Source organism: Cupriavidus cauae, from assembly GCF_008632125.1.
Taxonomy (GTDB): domain Bacteria; phylum Pseudomonadota; class Gammaproteobacteria; order Burkholderiales; family Burkholderiaceae; genus Cupriavidus; species Cupriavidus cauae.
Map to the genome: position 1 here is coordinate 212,407 of NZ_VWRN01000053.1, position 19,805 is coordinate 232,211.

Genomic DNA, 19,805 nt, shown 5'->3' on the forward strand with positions numbered 1-19,805 from the left:
GGGGCTCAAACGAGGCCTGAAAGGAGACCTCAAACGAAACCACAAGCGGGGCGTCAGGCGAGGCCTCAGCCCGCCGCGCTGCGCGCCTTGCCCTTGGCGGCGGCCGCGGCCGGGGCCCGCTCGGGCCGCGCCCGGATGCCCTCGACCAGCGTACGCACCATCGCATCGGCCAGGCGCTCGCGCGCGTGCTCGTCGGCATCGGCCTCGGGGCGATACCAGATCAGCGACCACTGGATGCCGCCCAGCAAGGTCTTCACCGCGATCGACAGATCGGCATCGGCGGCCAGCGAGCCATCGCGCCTCGCCGCCGCGGCCTGGTCCTTGAACAGACGCTCGAAGCGGTCGCGGCTCGCGATCAGTTCGTCCAGCGTCTGCCGTTGCGACGGCGTGGTCGCGCCGAAGCGATGCATCTGCACGCCCTGCGCCACCACGCTCTCGAAGGTATGGTGTTCAAGCACGGCAACCGCATGCGCGCGCAGCATCGCCGCCAGCACGGTGACGCCATCGCCCTCGACCTTGCGGGCAGGCTCCACCGCTTCGAACAACAGCCGCATGCCTTCGCGATGCACCTCGAAGAACAGGTCGATCTTCGACGCGTAATGATGGTAGATGCGTCCCTTGGTCGCGCCGAGCCGCCGCGCGACGTCGTCGATGCTGGTGGCATGGAACCCTTGTTCCATGAAGCATTCGGCGGCCTGGTTCAGGATTTCCTGCTTGCTTGGGGTCATGCCGCCCCTCCCCGGGCGATATCGCGAAACAGTTCTCTGGCGTAGCGGCGGAAGTCCACCTCCAGCGTATAGCGCGCCGAGCCGACGAAGCGGCGCGACACGTAGCGCCGATGGGCATCGATCTCCGCCATCATGCCGTGCGGGCCCGGCAGCCGCACCTCGTTGGCGAGCACCGCGGCCAGCCATTTGCCCTGGATCTCGACCAGCGGAATGGTCGGGCCGATCGGCTGCACCAGCCCGAGCAGGAACAGCCCGTGCCGCCCCGGCGGCATCATGCGGCGATAGAGTTCCGCCTTGCCGTCCGCGACCTCGAACACCTGCCGATCGAGAAACGGAAAGCTGGCCCGATAGCCGGTGGCGTGGATGATCGCATCGACGGCCTCGCGCGTGCCGTCCTCGAACTCGACATGGTGGCCATCGAGCCTGCGGATGTTCGGCTTGATGCGGATCCAGCCATGACCGCAGTACGGGATCAGCTCCTGGCTCAGCGTCGCATGCTCGCGCCAGATCTCGTGGCGCGGCCGCGGAATGCCGACGCGCGCCTGGTCGCCGGTGGCCAGATATGCCAGCCAGCGCACCAGCGTGCGCGTGACGCGCGTCGGCAGATGCAGGCGCCGCGCGAAGAAGGCCGACCAGCGATCGGTCGGATGGCCCATGATGTATTTCGGCATGATCCACGCGCTGCGCCGCGTCGAGATCCATGTCCGCTTCGCCGACTTGCAGACGTCGACGGCGATGTCGACCGCGGAATTGCCGATGCCGACGATCAGCACGTTCCTGTCGCGGAACGGCTCGGCGGTGCGGTAGTGATGCGAATGGATCTGCTCGCCGGAAAACGCGCCGTCGAAGCTGGGCCAGCGCGGGTCCCACAGATGGCCGTTGGCGACGATCACCGCGCGATAGCGCCGGCTGCTGCCATCCCCGAGCGTGACGCGCCAGCTGCCGTCGCCGGCCGGCTCCACGCGCTCGACCCGCGTGTTGAAGCGGATATGCGGCGGGATGCCGAAGCGCTCGGCATAGGCTTCCAGATATTCGATGACCTCGTAGTGCGACAGGAAATCCGGATAGTGGTCGGGGATCGGGAAATCGGAATAGCCGAGGTTGGTGCGGCTGGTGTCGATATGCAGGCTGCGATAGGCCGACGACATGCCGTTGTCGTTTTCGTAGCGCCACATGCCGCCGATCTTCGAGCCCAGTTCGAAGCAATCGAACGCGATGCCCTTCTCCTTCAGCGCCTTGGCGGCGGTCACCCCGGACGAGCCCGCGCCGACGATGCAGACCGGCAGCGCGGCAACCTCGGGCGACAGCCGCTCGTCGAAGCGCATCGGGGTGTCGGCCTGCCGCTCCTGTTCACTGGTGGAGAGCGGGCCGCTGCGGCGGAATCCGATCGCGGGGTTCCTCATGCCGTCCCCTTGCCGCGCAGGGACGCGCCGAGGTTGGCCCCGAGGTTGGCTCCGACGTCGGCTCCGACGTCGGCCCCGCGGTTGGCCCCGAGGTCGGCCCCGAGGTAGGCGCCGAGAATCGCGTCGAAATCGGCATCGGCATGCAGGCCCAGCGCGCTGGCCCTGTCCGACGTGAAGGCCCGCGGCCACCCGTCGACCACCCGCTGGAGCGTGGGGTCGGGCTCGTAGCGGACCCGCGCCGCGGCTTCATCGCCGGCCACGCGACGCAGCGCGGCGACCATCTCCGCGACGGTGATCGACAGCGACGGCAGGTTCAGCGCCCGGTCGTGCGGCAGTCGTTCCGCCGGCAGATCGTGCATGGCGATCAGGGCGCGGGCCACGGCCTGCGCCGACGCCACCGGCATCCGCGTGTCCGGATGCAGGCCGCAGACGACATCGCGGCCGGCCAGCGGCTCGCGCACGATCGCGGCGATGCGGTCGGACACCGCCGGCGATGGCGCGCCGTCGCGGATCAGCACGATCGGCAGGCGCAGCGCGCGTGCGTCGACGCGGCCGCGGCGGCTGTAGTCGGCCAGCAGCAGTTCGGCGATGGCCTTGTGCGTGCCATAGGTCGTGTCGGGCTCGGCGCGCAGGCCATCGCCGACCGTCGCGGGCAGGTCGCCGCCGAAGACCGCGATCGAGCTGGCCAGCACCAGCCGGGGCGGCTTGCCGAAGCCGGCGATCAGCTCGCGCAGGGCCTCCACATGCAGGCGATAGGCGCGCGGCTCGTCGGCTTCGGCCTCCAGCGTCAGGCTGGCCGCCAGATGGAACACGCTGTCCGGCGCCAGGGCCGCCAATTGGGCCGCAAAGCCGGGCTCGGCCAGGTCGCCGCGCAGCACCGTGCGCCGGCACGGCGCGTCGCCGGCCAGCGGCACATCGGCCCGGTCTGCGAGCACCAGTTCCTCGATCCGGCACGGCGTGCCGCCGGCGTCGGCCAGGCTTCCCCGCGCGATCAACGCGCGTAGCAGCGCGGTGCCGATAAAGCCGGCCGCGCCCGTGATCAGAACCCGCATGCCTTTGTCTCCTTGTCGTCGTTTGTTGTCTTTCTTCTGGTCGTTCTTGTCGAAGGTCCGGCCTTCCTTGCGAGAACATACTACTCGGTAGGTTTTAGTGCGTCAAAAAAATACCGACGCGGCATGGCGCAGCGTCGGCAGGGAAGGACTGTGGCCGCGGGGCCGCGGCCGCGACCGGGATCGGACCGGCCTGGACCGGACGGAACCGCCACCGCACGCAAAAAGTCTGCAGGATTTCAACCGCCTATCTGGCCCCGCCGCGCGGCAGCCACTCCGCCGCGTCGCTGCCCAGCGGCACGGACGGCTGCTCCCAGCGCGCCGGGGTTTCCGACAGCTGCGCGGCGTGGCGCACCGTGGTCAGCATGCCGAAACCGGACGGCACTGCTTCCAGCAGGTCGCTGATGTCGTCGATGCGCTGATCCGGCGCCTGCAGCCCCTCCTCGATCCGCCCCAGACCGCGCAGCCATTGCGCGGTCTGCGCCAGCGACACGCGCACGTGCCAGCTGCCGCCCTCGGTGGCGCGCCGGTGCAGCGCCGCCATCGCTCCCACCGCCAGCAGATAGCCGGCGGCGTGGTCGAGCACCTGGGCGGGCAACGGGCGCGGCGCGTCGCTGCCGGCGGCGCGGGCCTCGGCATCGTTGAAGCCGGTAGCGGTCTGCACCAGCGAATCGAAGCCGCGCTTGCCCGCCCACGGCCCGACATGGCCATAGGCCGACAGCGAGACATAGACGATGCCCGGCCGGGCGCGCGCCGCCGCCTCCGGGCCGAAGCCCAGCGCGGCGAGCCCGCCGGGCCGGTAGCCCTGCAGGAAGACATCGGCGCCGTGCAGCAGCTTGTGCAGCGTGTGCTTGTCGTCGGCATCGCGCAGATCGAGCTGGCAGGAGCGCTTGCCGCGGCCGGTGTCGATCACCAGCGGCGCGATCGACGGCAGATGCGGCGCGGTGACCAGCAGCACGTCGGCGCCATGCGCGGCCAGCGTACGGCCGGCGACCGGGCCGGCGATGATCCGCGTGAATTCGAGCACGCGCACGCCCGACAGCGGGCGCGCATCCTGCGCCGGCAGGTCCGGCAAGGGCATCGGCGGCGCGTCGCCGATCCGCTCGATCACGACCGGCGGCAGCTCGCGCAACGCGGCCGCCTGCGGATGGCGGTCCCACTCGTCGAAGCTGCGCATCGCCGCGACCACCAGGCCCGCATCGGAAGCGGCGGTCTCGAAGGCCTCGGCGTCCCATTTGCCCAGCGCAGCCTGCACCTCGTCCTTCTGGTTGGCGCAGCCGAGCAGGCGCAGCACGCCGTCGCGGTGATGCAGGAAGTTGGTGTGCAGCCGGACCCAGCGGCCGTCGCCGCAGCGATAGGCGCCCGCGATCTTGTCCCACAGCTCCGGCGCGGGGCCGCCGTCGACGCGCAGATAGCGTTCGCTGCGGAATTCCGCGATGGCGTGGCGCATGTCCACGGCGACCTGCTGCCAGCGGCCCGTGCGCTGCTGCCACAGCGCGGCGGCGGCCAGCGCGGAAGCGGCCAGGCTGGCCTGCGCGGCGGTGCCGACCGCGAACGACGACGGCAGCACCGGTTCGGCGCCGCTCAGCCGCGCCTGCGCAAGGGCGGCCTCGGGCAGGCCGGTGACGCGCCACAGCGCGGCAAGGGTGGCGGCGGGATCGGGCGATGGCATGGCGCTCCTCGTGAACGATGGGGGTGGGATGGCAATGCGATGGCGACGGTGGGGTCGGCACATCGAATCGGCAAATCGAATCGGCAAATCGAATCGGCAAATCGAACCGGTGGCTGCAGCGCGGGCGCGCGCGGCCGGGCCGCTTCGGGATGCACAGGAACTCCATGCTAGCGCGCCGCCCAAGATTGCGCGCGCGGCGGATGCGCCGGCACGGTAAAATCACCGGTTCCCGCCAACCTGCCGGGCCCTCCGGGGCGCCGGCGCGCTGGCCCGGCGCAAATCTGCGCCGTTCCTTACCACGAATTCGAATCCGCCCTGTAGCCGGCCGCGCGACCCGCGGCCCAACCTGGCCAAACCATGAGCCACGACCCGAAAGCCCAAGACAGCACGCCCGCCGCCTCGAACTTCCTGCGCAGCATCATCGACCAGGATCTGGCCGCCGGCACCTACGCCGGCCGCACCGACGCGCAGGGCCGGCCGCTGCCCGCCGTGATCACGCGCTTCCCGCCGGAGCCCAACGGCTATCTGCACATCGGCCACGCCAAGAGCATCTGCCTGAATTTCGGCCTGGCGCGCGACTACGGCGGCCGCTGCCACCTGCGCTTCGATGACACCAATCCGGTCAAGGAAGACACCGAGTACGTCGATTCGATCATCGACGCGGTGCACTGGCTCGGCTTCAGCTGGGACAGCAACGATGCGCAGGGCGGCCCGCAGGCCCACCTGTACTACGCCAGCGACTACTTCGACCAGCTGTACGCCTTCGCCGAGAAGCTGATCGAGCGCGGCGTCGCCTATGTCGACAGCCAGAGCGCCGAGCAGATCGCCGCCAGCCGCGGCAACTTCGCCGAGCCGGGCACGCCGTCGCCCTACCGCGACCGCAGCGTCGAGGAGAACCTGCAGCTGTTCCGCGACATGCGCGCCGGCAAGTACGCCGACGGCGAGCACGTGCTGCGCGCGAAGATCGACATGGCCGCGCCGAACATCGTGATGCGTGACCCGGTGCTCTACCGGATCCGCCATGCGCACCACCATCGCACCGGCGACAAGTGGTGCATCTATCCGATGTACGACTTCACGCATTGCATCTCCGACGCGATCGAGAACATCACGCACTCGCTGTGCACGCTGGAGTTCGAGAACAACCGCCCGCTGTACGACTGGGTGCTGGCCCAGCTGCGCGATTGCGGCCTGCTGCGCGAGCCGCTGCCGCATCAGTACGAATTCGCCCGGCTGAACCTGACCTATGCGATCACCAGCAAGCGCAAGCTGCTGCAGCTTGTCAACGAGGGCCGCGTCGACGGCTGGGACGATCCCCGCATGCCGACCATCGTCGGCATCCGCCGGCGCGGCTATACGCCCGAATCGATCCAGCTGTTCTGCGATCGCGTGGGCGTGGCCAAGTCGGACAGCTGGATCGACATGAGCACGCTGGAAGGCGCGGTGCGCGACGACCTCGATGCGCGCGCGGCGCGCGGCGTGGCGGTGCTCGATCCGCTCAAGCTGATCCTGGACAACTACCCGGAAGGCCAGAGCGAGGAGTGCTCGGCGCCGGTCCATCCGAAGCAGCCCGAGCTGGGCAAGCGCGTGTTCCCGCTGTCGCGCGAGCTGTGGATCGAGCGCGAGGACTTCAACGAGAACCCGCCGAAGGGCTATTTCCGGCTGTTCCCGGGCAACAAGGTGCGGCTGCGCTACGGCTACGTGATCGAATGCACCGGCGTCGACAAGGACGCCGACGGCAATGTCGTCGCCGTGCACGCGAACTACCTGCCGGACACCAAGAGCGGCACGCCGGGCGCGGACAGCGTCAAGGTCAAGGGCAACATCCACTGGGTCAGCGCGCAGCACGCGCTGCAGGCCGAGGTGCGGCTGTACGACCGGCTGTTCAATGACCCGCATCCGGATGCCGGCGGCAAGAACTTCCTCGATGCATTGAACGCGGACTCCAAGCGCGTGGTCACAGCGTATCTGGAGCCGGGCCTGCGCGAGGCCCGGGCCGAGGACCGCTTCCAGTTCGAGCGGCACGGCTATTTCGTCGCCGACCGCGTCGACAGCCAGCCGGGCCGCCCGGTCTTCAACCGCATCGTCGGACTGAAGGACAGCTGGGGCAAGTAATTGCCGCGGCCCACGCCGGCGCGCCGAGGAATCGGCGCCCGGCGCCATCTCCAACCCCAAACTTCATCATGCAGACCCTGACCTTCCCGCTGGACCGCGAGCACATCGCGCTGAACGATCTGCTCAAGCTGGCCGGCGTGGCCGACAGCGGCGGCGCCGGCAAGGCGCTGGTCGCGGCCGGCGAGGTCGCGGTCGACGGCGTGGCCGAATCGCGCAAGACCGCCAAGATCCGCGCGGGCCAGGTGGTGACGTTGCCTGGCGTGACGATCCGGGTGGTGGCGGCCTGAGGGCTGCTTGGGAGCCGAGCGCTGCTCGAGACCACCCGAGGGCCGCTCGAGGGCCGCTTGAGCGCCGCTCGAGGACCGCTCGAGGACCGCTCGAAGAGCACTCGAGGGCAACTCGAGCGCTGCTGGAGCAGGATCCGGGCACCACATAAGCGCCCCATCGGGCGCTATCTCGCTACGTGACCGCCGGCGATGCGCCGACGACAGAACCAAAGGACAACGCCATGCCGATCGCTTTCTGGTGCGTGCTGATCGCCGGCATCCTGCCCATCGTCACGGTGGGCATCGCCAAATGGGGCGCGCCCGGCTTCGACAACCACGATCCGCGCGCCTGGCTGGAGCGGCAGACCGGCCGCGCCCGCCGCGCGGACCTCGCCCACCGCAACCACTTCGAGGCCTTTCCGCTGTTCGCCGCCGCGGTGCTGTGCGCCAGCCACCTGCAGGCGCCGCAGGCGCGCATCGACGAGCTGGCGGTCGCATTCATCGTGATCCGCGTGCTCTACACCGTCTGCTACCTGGCCGACCGCGCCACGCTGCGTTCGCTGTGCTGGACGCTCGGCTTCCTCTGCGTGCTGGGCATTTTCCTGCTGCCCGTGCTGGTGCCCTGAAAGAGACCGTTGACTTCTGTCACAGGTCGACCCGGCGACACCTGAAATCCCGAAATCTTCTGTAGAATCAGCGCTTTGCAAAATTTGGCCCCGGCTCTTTCGCCTGGGTGCGACGGGACGGGGAATCATGATCGGGATTGGACTGGGGGATGTGGTGGCGGCTTCGCTCGCTGCCGCAGGGGCGTGCTTGATCTGCAGCATTCCGCGCGATTTTGTCGGCCATCTGCGCAACTTCCCCGGCTGGGTGATGCGCACCTACGGCCGCCGCGCCCTGGTGATCCCGGTGCTGGTGATGCTGGTCGTCGGCCGCCTGGTCGAGCTCGGCGTCAACGGGCAGATCGACAGTCCCGCCGGGCAGGCGATGGTGATCGCCGCCGCCTTCCTCGCGCTGGTGATCGCCTCCGCGGTGCTGCGCTTCTACTTCAGCGATTACCGCAAGTCACGCTGACCGCCGCGCCGCGCCGCGCGTGCGGAGCATCCCGCGCGCGGGCGCCGTCGATTCCGCAGTCGATCCCGCTGCGGTTTCCTTTGCCGCCTTCTCTGCCGTTTGTGCTGCGGTGTCGGCTGCTGGTTCCGGCACCCTTCCCTTCCCGCTTCCTCACCATGCCATCCGCACCGTCATGCAGGCGGTGATCGGGTAACATGCGCGCTTTGCCGGCCGTGCCGGGCATCCTGCCCGCGCCATCGGCCGGCGCGCCGCCTCCCTCTTCCCCCATGGCCCTGAAGTCCACCATCTGCAAAGCCGAGCTGTCGATCTCCGATATGGACCGGCATTACTACGGCACCCACGCGCTGACCGTCGCGCAGCACCCGTCCGAGAACGACGCCCGCATGATGGTGCGGCTGCTGGCGTTCGCCTGCGAGGCCAGCGAGACGCTGACCCTGACCCGCGGGCTCGACGAACCCGACGAGCCGGACCTGTGGGAGCGCAGCCTGACCGGCGAGATCGAACACTGGATCGACCTGGGCCAGCCCGACGAGACGCGGCTCAAGCGCGCCGCCTCGCGCGCCGCGCGCGTGACCGTGTTCGCCTACCAGCCCGCCAGCGCGCGCGAATGGTGGAAGGGCATCGCGGGCAAGGCCGGCAAGCTGCGCAACCTGACCGTGCATGCGGTGCCGGGCGAGGCGGTCGACGCGCTGGCCGGCATGGCCCGCCGGGCGATGCGGCTGACGGTGACGATCCAGGACGGCGAGATCTGGTTCAGTGACGACGAGCGCAGCGTGCAGCTGCGCCTGGATACCTGGCAACGGGCCGACGCCTGACGCCAGACGCCAAACCCCTCAACGCTTGCGAGTACACTGCCGGCTCGGCAGCACCGCGCGCGCCAGCCATGGCCGCGCGGCCCCGTGCGCCGAATCACCACGCGCATCGCGGCCCCTAGGGCCGCGCCGCGCAGTCACACAAAGGAAAGACCGATGATCACCACTCCTTCCGGCCTGCAATACGAAGACACCGTGACCGGCCAGGGCGCCGAAGCGACCGCGGGCAAGCACGTCACCGTCCATTACACCGGCTGGCTGTACGAGAACGGCCAGGCCGGCCGCAAATTCGATTCGAGCAAGGATCGCAACGATCCCTTCGTGTTCCCGCTGGGCGCCGGTCATGTGATCCGCGGCTGGGACGAAGGCGTGCAGGGCATGAAGGTGGGCGGCACGCGCCGGCTGGTGATTCCCGCCGACCTGGGCTATGGCGCACGCGGCGCCGGCGGCGTGATTCCGCCGAACGCCACGCTGCTGTTTGAAGTGGAACTGCTGGCCGTCTGAGGCGGTTGACGCTCCAGAAAGACTGAGCCGGCAGGCCGGCTCAGAAGCCGATCGACGCGTTGCCGACGTCGACGCGGACCCGATCGCGGCCCAGGATATGCGCGGCATGCCGCGCGTACTCCCGGGCCCAGTCCGGATCGCCGGTGAAGCGCTGCTCGCCCGAGAAGCGCGCCACGCTGAGGATCTTGTCGATGACCAGCACCTTGCCCACCGGGCTGGAAGCCTGGCAGTCGAGCTCCGCATACTCCCGATCGAACCAGCGCCAGCCGGCATCGTCGCTGATGCCCGCAAGTTCGGTATCGCCGATGGTGAACTCGAATTCCTTGCCGGTGCCGAAGGCCACCGTAAGCGTTCGCGCCATAGTCCATCCCTCCTGGTAGTTGGCAGCCATTGTAAGGACGGCGCAACATCGGCCGCCACCCCGCCGGCAGCGGGTGGCGCCGTACCGTTGCCCCACGCCGACATCCCACCGCCATGTGGTGTAGCAAGCCTCCCGCTGCCCGGCTTTGCATTATGCTTGCACCATGGCCATCACCCGACAAGATCTCGAAGCGGACCGGCTGCGGACCACGCTGGGCGGTACCCCGGTGGCTTCCTCGCTGCTGTCGGAAGACGCGCTCGAGCGCTCGTTGCGCTCCACGCTCGATCACCGGCCCGACCAGCCGGACATGCACGGTGACGTCTGGCTGTTCGGCTACGGCTCCCTGATCTGGAACCCGATGGTGGTGCACACCGAGCGCCGGCTCGCGACCGTGCACGGCTATCACCGCGGCTTCTACCTCTATTCGCGCATCAATCGCGGCACCTGGGACAACCCCGGGCTGGTGCTGGGCCTGGACCGTGGCGGCAGCTGCCACGGCATGGTGTTCCGCATCCCCAGCCATGTGGTCGAGCAGGAATTCCGCGTGCTGTGGCGCCGCGAAATGATGACCGGCGCCTACCATCCGCGCTGGCTGCGCGTGAAGCTCGATGGCGAGGCGGCCCCGCAGCGGGCGCTCGCCTTCGTGATGAACCGCGCCCACGAGGCCTATGCCGGCCGCCTGCCCGACGAACGCGTGGTCACCTGCCTGCGGCGCGCCACCGGCCTGTACGGCCCGGCGCGCGACTATCTGCACCAGACCCTGCTGGGCCTGGCTACCCACGGCGTCGACGATCCCTATCTCGGCCGGCTGTGGCGGCAGATCCAGGCCGCCGACGCGGAACCGGCCGGCGAGCCGGCCGCGGACAGCGAACCGGCCAACGCCGCCTGAACCGGAGACCGCCATGCCCGCCCCCGCCGCTCGAGCCCGCCGCCTGATGGTTGCCGAAGCGCTGGGGTTGTCGGGGCTGCTGCTCGGCGGCGCATTGCTGTCGGGGCCGGCCGGCGTGTCGATGGCGGCCCGTCCCGGTTCCTCCGCTCCGGCCTCGCCGTCGTCCTCGCCGCGGCCCGCCACGCAGCCGGGCAGCGCGGGCCGGCCGCACAACGCGCTGAGCGCGCTGAACCGCAATCTGCTGACCGCCGCCTCGCTCGGCGACGCGGCGCTGGTGCGCAAGCTGCTGGGCGCCGGCGCCTCGCCGCATGCCGCCGACGAGCGCGGGCGCACCGCGCTGCTGCTCGCGCTCTATCAACGGCATGGCGAGGCCGCCCGCGCGCTGATCCACGCGGGGGCCGATGTCAATCACAAGGACGACCAGGCCAACAGCGCCTTCCTGCTGGCCGCCGCCAGCGGGCAAGTGGAGCTGGTGCGGCTGACGCTGTCACACGGGGCCGATCCGCACAGCACCGACCGCTATCGCGGCACCGCGCTGACGGCGGCCTCGCAGCATGGCAACCCCGAGGTGGTCAAGCTGCTGCTGCAGGCCGGCGTGCCGGTCGATCATGTCAATGCGCTGGGATGGACCGCGCTGCTGGAAGCCATCGTGCTCGGCGACGGCAGCGCGCGCTACGAGCACGTGGTGCAGCTGCTGCTCGATGCGGGCGCCGACGCCAACCTGGCCGATCGCGACGGCGTCACCCCCACGCGGCATGCGCGCGAGCGCGGCTACAAGACGATGGTGAAGATGCTGATGCGGGTGCGCGGGCACTGAGCGGCCGGGCAGGACGCGCCGCCCCGCCTTGGCGCCGCGCGCCCTCAACCCAGGCGCGCGTTCTCCGCTTCCTGCAACTGGCGCCACATCACCTTGCCGGTCCCCGACTTCGGCAGCGCGTCGACGAACTCGACCACGCGCGGGTACTTGTAGGCGGCCATATTGTCCTTGGCCCAGGCGATGATGTCGTCCGCCGTGGTCTTGCCCCTGGCGTGCGCCTTCAGCACGACCACCGCCTTGACCGTCTCGCCGCGATAGGCGTCGCGCGTGCCGATGATGCAGGCCTCCTGCACGTCCGGATGCTTGTACAGCAAGTTCTCGACCTCGGCCGGCCAGACCTTGAAGCCCGACGCGTTGATCATCCGCTTGAGCCGGTCCGTGATGAAGAAATAGCCCTCCTCGTCCATCCGGCCCAGGTCGCCGGTGCGGAAGAAGGTCTTGCCCTCGAACTCGATGAAGGCCTCGCGCGTCGCGTCCGGCTTGCCCCAGTAGCCCTTGAACACCTGCGGGCCGCAGACGATGATCTCGCCGACCTCGCCCGGCGGGAGCTCCTTCAGCGTGACCGGGTCGACCACGCGTGCGTCGGTGTTGAAGGTCGGCACGCCCAGGCACTGCAGCTTGGGCCGGTCCGCCGGATTGCTGTGGGTCGGCGCCATCGTCTCGGACAGCCCGTAGCCCTCGAGATAGTTCAGGCCGAACTGCTCGCGCAGCCGCTCGGCGATCGCCTGCGGCATCGCCGCCCCGCCGCCGCCGATATAGCGCAGGCTCGACAGGTCGAACTCGGCCAGGTTGGGGCTCGCCAGGAAGTCGATCACCATGGTCGGGATATTGGTCCAGTGCGTGACCTGGTAGCGCGAGATCAGCCGGCCCGCCACCTCGCGGTCCCAGCGCGGCAGCATCACCACCGTGGCACCGCTGTAGATCGGGCCGTTCATGCCGTACTGCATGCCGGTCACGTGGAACAGCGGCAGCACCGACAGGATCACCGACTCGGCGCCCGAGCCCGACCAGGTCGAGCCGCCGACCACGTTGTGCATCACGGACCGATGGGTATGGATGCAGCCCTTGGGGAAGCCGGTGGTGCCCGAGGTATAGGGCATCACCGCCATGTCGTCGGGACCGGCGGTATGCGGGCCGGGCTGGTGGCCGGCCGCCAGCGCGTCGCGCCAGGCCACGGCGCCGGCGGGCAACGCATGCTCGGCGGTCAGCCAGGCCGGCGGCGCGTCCTCGGGGTGCTCGTGGCGCTCGGGCAGCGCATCGGCGTATTGCGTCACCAGCAGATGCTGCAGCTGCTGGTCCTGCGGCAGCTCGGCGTTGGCGGCCGCGGCGCCGCCGGCCAGATCGGCCGAGCAGATCGCCACGCGGGCCTGCGCGTCGGTGATGTAGTGCTTGAATTCCTCGGCCCGGTTCATCGGATTGACCGGCACCACGACCGCGTCGGCGCGCAGGATCGCGTAGTAGCTGACGATGAACTGCGGGCAATTCTGCATGTACAGCAACACCCGGTCGCCCTTGGCCACGCCGGCCTCGCGCTGCAGCCAGCCCGCCAGCGCGGTGGCCTGCGCCTCCAGTTCGCGGAAGGTGATGGCCTTGCCGAAATAGCGGATCGCGGCCTTGTCGGCATAGCGGCGCGCCGACACCTCCAGATTGACCCACAGCGAGGTCTCGGGCAGCACGATGGCGGTGGGCGCCCGCTTGGGCCAGAACTGGAAATGCGGGCGCGCGGCGGGCTTCTGGGTCTGCATGCGTTTGTCTCCTGAGCGGTCTTTGCAACCGGTTCTCGTGCGTCGTTGCCGAGCCATCGTTGTCGAACGACGGGCACCGGCGCTGCCGCGGCCGGCAAGCAGCCCCGGCGGCGAATCGTCAAGCAATATAACCGAACGACCGTTCTATTTCCAAGGGGGTAGATTCCCGCAAGCGGGGTTGAGATGAGCGGCGCCGTCCCCACATCCACACAAGGAAACGGCCGTGCGGCGCGATTCCGCGCCTTGGGCCGAATCATGCGACCCGCGAGTCCCGGCGACTCCCAAGGATTTCCCGGGACTCCCGCGGATCCACGCGATATCAGGCGAATTCACGAACAGCGAGGCAAGGAATGAGCGACGTCACCCTGCAGAACTTCGACCACGACGTGATTGCGCTGTCGCGCAGCGTCCCCGTGCTGGTGGACTTCTGGGCGCCATGGTGCGGACCGTGCCGCACGCTGGGCCCGCTGCTGGAGAAACTCGAGCGCGAGGCCGGCGGCAAGTGGAAGCTGGCCAAGATCAACGTCGACGAGAACCAGGAGCTGGCCGCCCACTTCGGCGTGCGCAGCATTCCCCATGTGGTGGCCTTCGTCGACGGCAAGCCGGTCGACCAGTTCATCGGCGTGCTGCCCGAATCGGGCCTGCGCGAGTTCATCGCGCGGGTCACGCCGAACCCGGGCCAGATCGCGCTGCGCGAGGCGCGCCATGCGGCCGCCGCCGGCAATCGCCAGATCGCGCGCGAGGCCTTCCAGGCCGCGCTGGCCTTCGATCCCGGCTTCGACGAAGCGCGCCTCGACTACATTGCCTTCCTGCTCGACGGCAATGCGCTGGAGGAAGCCGAGGCCCAGTTCGGCATGCTGACCCCGCGCGCGCCGCAGCAGGATGCCTACGCCGCGCTGCAGACCCGGCTCGAGGCAATGAAGGGCCTGGGCGACCTGCCCGACGAGGGCACGCTGACCGGCCGCATCGCCGCCGACCCCGCGGATCTGCGGGCGCGCCTCGATCTGGCCCGGCTGCTGATCGCCCGCCGCCAATACGAACCGGCGCTGGAGCAGTTGCTGGCGATCGTGCGCACCGACCGCAGCTTCGAGGACGATGTCGGCCGCAAGACGATGCTGTCGGTGTTCGAGATGATGGGCGACACGCCCGAGGCGGTGTCGCGCTGGCGCCGGCAGTTGAGTGCGGCGTTGAATTGAGGTGGCGCGGCCGAGAGGGCGCGGTTGCGCTCTCTCCCGGCCCTCTCTCCCGGCCCTCTCCCCCCGGCCGTCTCCCCTTACCCCGCCGGCCCCTCCACCAGCGTAAAGCCGTTCTGCCGCATGTAGGCCACCATCGCGGCGTCCTGCTTGCGCACGTGCAGCGCGAACCAGCCGGGCAGTTCCGCCACCAGGCGGCGCCCGGTCTCGAAGTCCCCTTCCTGCTCGACCTTCGCGCGGACCTTGCCGACGATCTCCAGCATCTGCCGGTGCTCGCCGGCATGGCATTGGCGCGGGCCGAAGTTCATCGCCTCCATCCACGCTTCCTCCATGTCGAAGTGGTAGCGCGTGTGGTCGATCCACTCGTCCAGCGCGGCCAGAAAGCCCTCGTCGCTGGCGCGCTGGGCGGCCTGCAGCAGCAGCACGAACTCCGCATGGGTATGGTCGGTGACGGGCTCGCCCAGATGCAGGTCGGCCGGCAGCGCGCTGCTGTCGAGATCGGGCGGCGTGGCCGTGGAGGCCGGGGAAGCGAAAGCGGGAGCGGAAACGGTCATGAAGGCGATCGGTTATGCTGCGCGGAATGCCCGAAGGCACAGGGATACGCGCAAGGATACCGAATCCCGCGCCCGGCGCCCGCGTGGACTCCGCTGGTTGCCCGCGTCGTCTCCGCAGGCCGCCCGCTTCGTTCCCGCTGGCTCCCCGCTTCGTCTGCAGAGTTGCCAGTTGGTTGCCCGCCAATCTTCCTCCCTGCTTCCTCGCCCGCTCCCCTTCGATGCCAAGACTGATCTTCTTCTGCGGACATGCCGGCACCGGCAAGACCACGCTGGCCCATCGCCTGATCGGCCCGCTGATGGAGGCCACCGGCGAACCGTTCTGCCTGCTCGACAAGGACACGCTGTACGGCCGCTACAGCGCCGCCGCGATGGGCGCGCTGACCGGCGATCCGAACGATCGCGACAGCCCGCTCTATCTGCAGCATCTGCGCGATCCGGAATACCAGGGCCTGCTCGATACCGCGCGCGAGAACCTGGCGCTGGGCATCAGCGCGATCGTGATCGGCCCGCTGTCGCGCGAGATCCGCGAGCATCGCCTCAGCGACCCGCAGTGGCTCGCGCTGCCGGCCGGCACCACGGTGCGTGTGGTCTGGGTCCATCTGCCCGAGGACGAGGCGCACGCGCGCATCGTGCGGCGCGGCAATCCCAACGATGCCTACAAGCTGGCGCACTGGGAGGACTATCGGCAGCGGCGTTTCATGCCCGATCCGGCCGAGTATCCCGAACTGATCTACTTCGACAACCTTGCGCCCGGCGAGGCGGAGGTGGCGCGGCTGCTCGACGCGCTGCGGGCCTGAGCGCACGAACTCGTCGCGAAGGGGGACAACGGCGGTTGCCGGGCGATATCGCAGGTATCGGTGCCGCCGCGCCCATCTTCCCGGCCCATCTTCCCGGCCCATCTTCCCGGCCCTCTTCCCGGCCCCTCTCCCGCAAGCGGCGAGCGGAGAAAACCGCCAGCCGTTGGAACCGGGCCGGTCAGCCAGGCTGCGCGATTGCGCTCAGCGCCACCGATGCGGCGACGAAGCCGAACACCGCGGTGACCGCCACCGACGAGCCGAAGCCCGCGCAGGCCAGCCCCTGCGGCCCCTGCCGCGGATGGGCGGCGTCGGCAAAGGGCGCCTCGTCGATTTCGCAGGCCTGCTGCTCGGGCTCGGGATAGCGCAAGGGCTCGTCGGAATACACCGCCGGCAGGCCGAACGGCTTCTTCGGGTCGCGCGGCAGCCCCCATTGCTTGCGCAGCCCGGCACGGACCTTGGCCAGCAGGGGGTCCTGGATGGTGCGCGACAGGTCGGCCACGCGCACGCGGGTCGGGTCGAGCTGGCCGCCCGCGCCGCCGCAGGTGACGATCGGCAGCCGCTGGCGCCGGGCCCAGCCCAGCATCGCGATCTTGACCTTGACCGCATCGATCGCGTCGATCACGTAGTCATGGCCGGCCAGCAGCGCCTCGACGTTGTCGGGCGTGACGAAATCGTCGACGGGCCGCACCCGCACGCGCGGGTTGATCTGCAGCAGCCGCTGCGCCATCGCCTCGACCTTGGCGCGCCCATACTCGTCGCCCAGCGCGTGGATCTGCCGGTTGGTGTTCGACGGGGCGATATGGTCGAGGTCGATCAGCGTGATGCGCCCCACCGCGTTGCGGGCCAGCGCCTCGGCGGCCCAGCTGCCGACCCCGCCGATGCCGACCACGCAGATGCTGGCCGCCTCCAGCCGCGCCAGGCCATCGGCACCGTAGAGGCGAGCCACGCCGCCGAAGCGCCGGTGGTAGTCGTCGTCCTCGGCGCTGTCATGCGGCAGCGCGGCAGGCAGTTCCGCCAGCGCCTGCGCGGCGGCGGGATCGTCATTGCGGTCGGGGCTGGCGTCGGCCCGGAAGTCGGAGCTGGAGGCAGCCCGGGAGTCGGCCCGGGTTTCGACCGGGGAATCGCTCCGGGAATCGACCCGGGAGTCGGCCCGGAAGTCGGCCCGGGAGTCTGCGTTAGGGTCGTCGGCCATCGAGGACTTCACCATCGGCTTGGACCCGCCTGCCGAAGCGATGCGAGCACGGCGGCGGGCAAAAAATGCGAAAAGCGCGGGCATCAATGTCAGTCGCATGCCGACAGGAGGGCCCGGCGCGCAACTATACAATAGCCGCAACGTGGTACGTCAGCCGCGCCAGCGCACCGGTCCGGTTCGCGCGTGCGCCGGCCAGGAGCCCCTCATGTCGATGCGCCGCCAGGCCGTGCTGTGGAGTGTGTTGACGCCCTTGGTGTTGATTGCGGCGGTGGTGGCCTTCGTGCTGCTGTTCGACTGGAACCGCCTCAAGCCCTGGCTCAACGAGAAGGTCAGCGATGCCATCGGGCGCCCGTTCGCCGTCAACGGCGACCTGATCCTGACCTGGCGCCGGCCCGAAGGCGAGAGCGGCTGGCGGCGCCTGGTGCCGTGGCCGCGGCTGTCCGCCCGCGACATCACGATCGGCAACCCCGACTGGACCCAGCAGCCCAATCTCGCCACCGCGCGGGAGCTGGTGTTCCTGCTGCGCCCGCTGCCGCTGCTGGCGCGCGAGATCTCGCTGCCGACCATCACCATCGATGGCCCTTCCGTCGCGCTCGAACGGCTGGCCGACAAGCGCAACAACTGGACCTTCCCCACCCGCGAAGACAAGGAGCCATCGCAATGGCACCTGGAAATCGGCGAGGTGGTGCTGACGCGCGGCCATCTGGCGCTGAACGATGCGGCCAGCAAGATCGAGTTGCGCGCGACGCTCGAGACCATCGGCGATGCCGCGCTGTACGACAAGGACCGCGACGGACCCCTCGCGCCGTCATCCGCACCGACCTCCGCACCGACCTCCGCACCCTCGTCCGCGCCGTCCGCATCGGCGGCCCCCGCGCGCGGCGCGAGCGTGCCCACCGCGACCGGGGCTTCGGCGGCCGCGGCCTCGGCGGCAGCGGCCAACAGCAAGGGCGAACCGGTCTACGGCATCCGCTGGCGCGCGGTCGGCCATTACAACAAGGCCACCATCAACGCCAACGGCAAGGCCGGCGCGGTGCTGAACCTGCGCGACGCCAGCCGGCCCTACCCGCTGCAGGCCGATGTGCGCGTCGGCAGCACCCGCGCGCAGATCGAGGGCACGCTGACGGAGCCGGCCCGGCTCGCCGCGCTGGACCTGATGCTGCAGCTGTCCGGCGAGAGCATGGCCGACCTGTATTCGCTGACCGGCGTCGTGCTGCCCGAAACCCCGCCGTATCGCACCAACGGCCGCCTGACCGCGACGCTGCGCAAGGGCGCGTCGGTCTATCGCTATCAGAACTTCACCGGCCGGGTGGGCGGCAGCGACCTGGGCGGCACGCTGACCTATACGCAGCGCGAGCCGCGCCCGCTGCTCGCCGGCGAACTGGTGTCCAGGCAGTTGCGCTTCGAGGACCTGGCGCCGCTGATCGGCGCCGACGCCAAGCCGGGCCAGGCCGCGGCGCGCAGCCCGGTGCGCCAGCCGGCCGACAAGGCGTTGCCGGTGGCGCCGTTCCGCACCGAGCGCTGGGACGATATCGATGCCGACGTGCGCTTCACGGGCCAGCGCATCATTCGCGACGTCGACCTGCCGATCAACAATCTGCAGACCCATATCGTGCTGCAGGACGGCGTGCTGAACCTGAAGCCGCTGAACTTCGGCGTGGCCGGCGGCACCCTGAGTTCGATGCTCCAGCTCAATGGCAAGCGCACGCCGATGGGCGCGACCATCGACATGACGGCGCGCCATCTGAAGATCAAGCAGCTGTTCCCCAACCTCGAATCGATGCGCGCCAGCATCGGCGAGATCAACGGGGCCGCCAAGCTGTCGGCCACCGGCAATTCGGTGGCGGCGCTGCTCGGCTCGTCCAACGGCGAGGCGCGGCTGCTGGTCGAGAACGGCACCATCAGCAAGTTCATCCTCGAGGCGATGGGGCTGAACGTCGGCAGCGTGATCATCGCCAAGCTGTTCGGCGACAAGCCGGTACAGATCAACTGCGGGGTGGCGGACTTCACCTTCACCAACGGCATGGGCCGCGCCCGCACCTTCGTCATCGACACGCAGGACGCGACCATCACGGCCACCGGCGTGGTGGACCTGTCCAGCGAGCGGCTGGGCCTGACGATCAACCCCGACTCCAAGGGCATGCGCGTGTTCTCGCTGCGCTCGCCGCTGTATGTCGGCGGCACGCTGAAGGACCCGCGCGTCAGCCCGGACATCGGCGTGCTGGCGCTGCGGGCCGGCGGCGCGGTGGCGCTGGCGCTGCTGGCGCCGGTCGCCACGGTGCTGCCGCTGATCGATCTGTCGCCAGCCGAGGACAGCCAGTGCGGCAAGCTGCTGGCGGAGCTGCGCAAGCGGCCGACCGCGCCGCCGCCGGGCAAGACCTACCGCGATCGCCGTGCCCCGGCTTCGGCTGCGGCGGCTCCCACGGGCCAGGCGCCGGCGGGCGGCAACGAGCCGGAGCCGCGCCGCCAGAATCCCGCCGCGCCGGCCGCACCGTCGCCCGGACCCAACAGAACGCCGATGTACCAGGGCGGCTGACGCGCTGCCCGACGCACTTCGACCCGCTGGTGCGTCGTCCACCGATGCTCCAGCGCAACACTCGCGGACCAACGCCCCGTTTCTGTGCACCAAAACCT

General features: G+C 69.8%; 19 protein-coding genes. 11 read left to right on the forward strand and 8 right to left on the reverse strand.

Annotation, left to right across the window (positions count from 1 at the left end; genetic code table 11):
* Positions 1 to 65: 65 nt before the first annotated feature.
* The 4 genes from F1599_RS19930 to F1599_RS19945 all read right to left on the reverse strand — a co-directional run bounded on the left by F1599_RS19930 (position 66) and on the right by F1599_RS19945 (position 4,852).
* Positions 66 to 728: a TetR/AcrR family transcriptional regulator gene (locus tag F1599_RS19930; protein ID WP_150084217.1), complete on the reverse strand. Its 663-nt coding sequence runs from the start codon at positions 726 to 728 to the stop codon at positions 66 to 68.
* On the reverse strand, positions 725 to 2,131 hold the full coding sequence (locus F1599_RS19935; protein WP_190286415.1) for a flavin-containing monooxygenase: 1,407 nt from the start codon (positions 2,129 to 2,131) through the stop codon (positions 725 to 727). The genes F1599_RS19930 and F1599_RS19935 overlap by 4 nt, the downstream gene beginning before the upstream one ends.
* Positions 2,128 to 3,183: an NAD-dependent epimerase/dehydratase family protein gene (locus F1599_RS26325; protein WP_150084219.1), complete on the reverse strand. Its 1,056-nt coding sequence runs from the start codon at positions 3,181 to 3,183 to the stop codon at positions 2,128 to 2,130. The genes F1599_RS19935 and F1599_RS26325 overlap by 4 nt, the downstream gene beginning before the upstream one ends.
* 244 nt (positions 3,184 to 3,427) lie before the next feature.
* A complete protein-coding gene (locus tag F1599_RS19945) occupies positions 3,428 to 4,852 on the reverse strand; it encodes a CoA transferase (RefSeq protein ID WP_149317819.1) in 1,425 nt (474 codons plus the stop codon).
* A gap of 357 nt (positions 4,853 to 5,209) precedes the next feature.
* Here F1599_RS19945 and F1599_RS19950 point away from each other — a divergent pair, with 357 nt between their 5' ends.
* From F1599_RS19950 to F1599_RS19975, 6 genes are all read left to right on the forward strand, one after another.
* A complete protein-coding gene (locus F1599_RS19950) occupies positions 5,210 to 6,967 on the forward strand; it encodes a glutamine--tRNA ligase/YqeY domain fusion protein (protein ID WP_150084220.1) in 1,758 nt (585 codons plus the stop codon).
* 68 nt (positions 6,968 to 7,035) lie between these two features.
* A complete protein-coding gene (locus F1599_RS19955) occupies positions 7,036 to 7,254 on the forward strand; it encodes an RNA-binding S4 domain-containing protein (RefSeq protein ID WP_149317817.1) in 219 nt (72 codons plus the stop codon).
* A gap of 221 nt (positions 7,255 to 7,475) precedes the next feature.
* The gene (locus tag F1599_RS19960; RefSeq protein ID WP_149317816.1) at positions 7,476 to 7,859 is read left to right on the forward strand and encodes an MAPEG family protein; all 384 of its coding nucleotides are present in this window, start codon (positions 7,476 to 7,478) and stop codon (positions 7,857 to 7,859) included.
* Between the two features lie 127 nt (positions 7,860 to 7,986).
* A complete protein-coding gene (locus F1599_RS19965) occupies positions 7,987 to 8,307 on the forward strand; it encodes a hypothetical protein (protein ID WP_149317815.1) in 321 nt (106 codons plus the stop codon).
* A gap of 266 nt (positions 8,308 to 8,573) precedes the next feature.
* Positions 8,574 to 9,122, forward strand: coding sequence for a YaeQ family protein (locus F1599_RS19970; RefSeq protein WP_149318015.1), 549 nt, complete (start codon positions 8,574 to 8,576; stop codon positions 9,120 to 9,122).
* 153 nt (positions 9,123 to 9,275) lie between these two features.
* Positions 9,276 to 9,623 carry an FKBP-type peptidyl-prolyl cis-trans isomerase gene (locus F1599_RS19975; RefSeq protein ID WP_006578666.1) on the forward strand — a complete coding sequence of 116 codons (348 nt, stop codon included), beginning with the start codon at positions 9,276 to 9,278 and terminating at the stop codon, positions 9,621 to 9,623.
* Positions 9,624 to 9,663: 40 nt separating this feature from the next.
* On the opposite strand, the gene F1599_RS19980 is transcribed toward F1599_RS19975, so the two are convergent.
* Entirely contained in the window at positions 9,664 to 9,984 is a 321-nt protein-coding gene (locus tag F1599_RS19980) for a hypothetical protein (protein ID WP_149317814.1), read from the reverse strand.
* A 163-nt stretch (positions 9,985 to 10,147) separates the two neighbouring features.
* Between F1599_RS19980 and F1599_RS19985 the strand changes: the two genes are divergently transcribed.
* Together F1599_RS19985 and F1599_RS19990 are read left to right on the forward strand one after the other, a co-directional pair.
* A complete protein-coding gene (locus F1599_RS19985; protein WP_149317813.1) occupies positions 10,148 to 10,873 on the forward strand; it encodes a gamma-glutamylcyclotransferase in 726 nt (241 codons plus the stop codon).
* A gap of 13 nt (positions 10,874 to 10,886) precedes the next feature.
* On the forward strand, positions 10,887 to 11,690 hold the full coding sequence (locus F1599_RS19990; protein WP_187829154.1) for an ankyrin repeat domain-containing protein: 804 nt from the start codon (positions 10,887 to 10,889) through the stop codon (positions 11,688 to 11,690).
* 44 nt (positions 11,691 to 11,734) lie between these two features.
* Here F1599_RS19990 and F1599_RS19995 read toward each other — a convergent pair whose 3' ends face one another.
* Complete coding sequence (locus F1599_RS19995) at positions 11,735 to 13,435, reverse strand: long-chain fatty acid--CoA ligase (RefSeq protein ID WP_149317812.1); 1,701 nt, start codon at positions 13,433 to 13,435, stop codon at positions 11,735 to 11,737.
* Positions 13,436 to 13,785: 350 nt separating this feature from the next.
* Here F1599_RS19995 and trxA point away from each other — a divergent pair, with 350 nt between their 5' ends.
* Positions 13,786 to 14,631: a thioredoxin gene (trxA, locus tag F1599_RS20000; RefSeq protein WP_150084221.1), complete on the forward strand. Its 846-nt coding sequence runs from the start codon at positions 13,786 to 13,788 to the stop codon at positions 14,629 to 14,631.
* 77 nt (positions 14,632 to 14,708) lie between these two features.
* Here the strand turns inward: trxA and F1599_RS20005 are convergent, their stop codons facing one another.
* On the reverse strand, positions 14,709 to 15,182 hold the full coding sequence (locus tag F1599_RS20005; RefSeq protein ID WP_150084222.1) for a bacteriohemerythrin: 474 nt from the start codon (positions 15,180 to 15,182) through the stop codon (positions 14,709 to 14,711).
* Between the two features lie 218 nt (positions 15,183 to 15,400).
* Between F1599_RS20005 and F1599_RS20010 the strand changes: the two genes are divergently transcribed.
* Positions 15,401 to 15,979, forward strand: a complete 579-nt coding sequence (locus F1599_RS20010; RefSeq protein ID WP_149317809.1) for an AAA family ATPase — start codon at positions 15,401 to 15,403, stop codon at positions 15,977 to 15,979.
* A 178-nt stretch (positions 15,980 to 16,157) separates the two neighbouring features.
* Here the strand turns inward: F1599_RS20010 and F1599_RS20015 are convergent, their stop codons facing one another.
* Positions 16,158 to 17,171, reverse strand: a complete 1,014-nt coding sequence (locus tag F1599_RS20015; protein WP_223819778.1) for a tRNA threonylcarbamoyladenosine dehydratase — start codon at positions 17,169 to 17,171, stop codon at positions 16,158 to 16,160.
* 205 nt (positions 17,172 to 17,376) lie between these two features.
* Between F1599_RS20015 and F1599_RS20020 the strand changes: the two genes are divergently transcribed.
* Positions 17,377 to 19,707: an AsmA family protein gene (locus F1599_RS20020; RefSeq protein WP_150084223.1), complete on the forward strand. Its 2,331-nt coding sequence runs from the start codon at positions 17,377 to 17,379 to the stop codon at positions 19,705 to 19,707.
* Positions 19,708 to 19,805 lie beyond the last annotated feature (98 nt).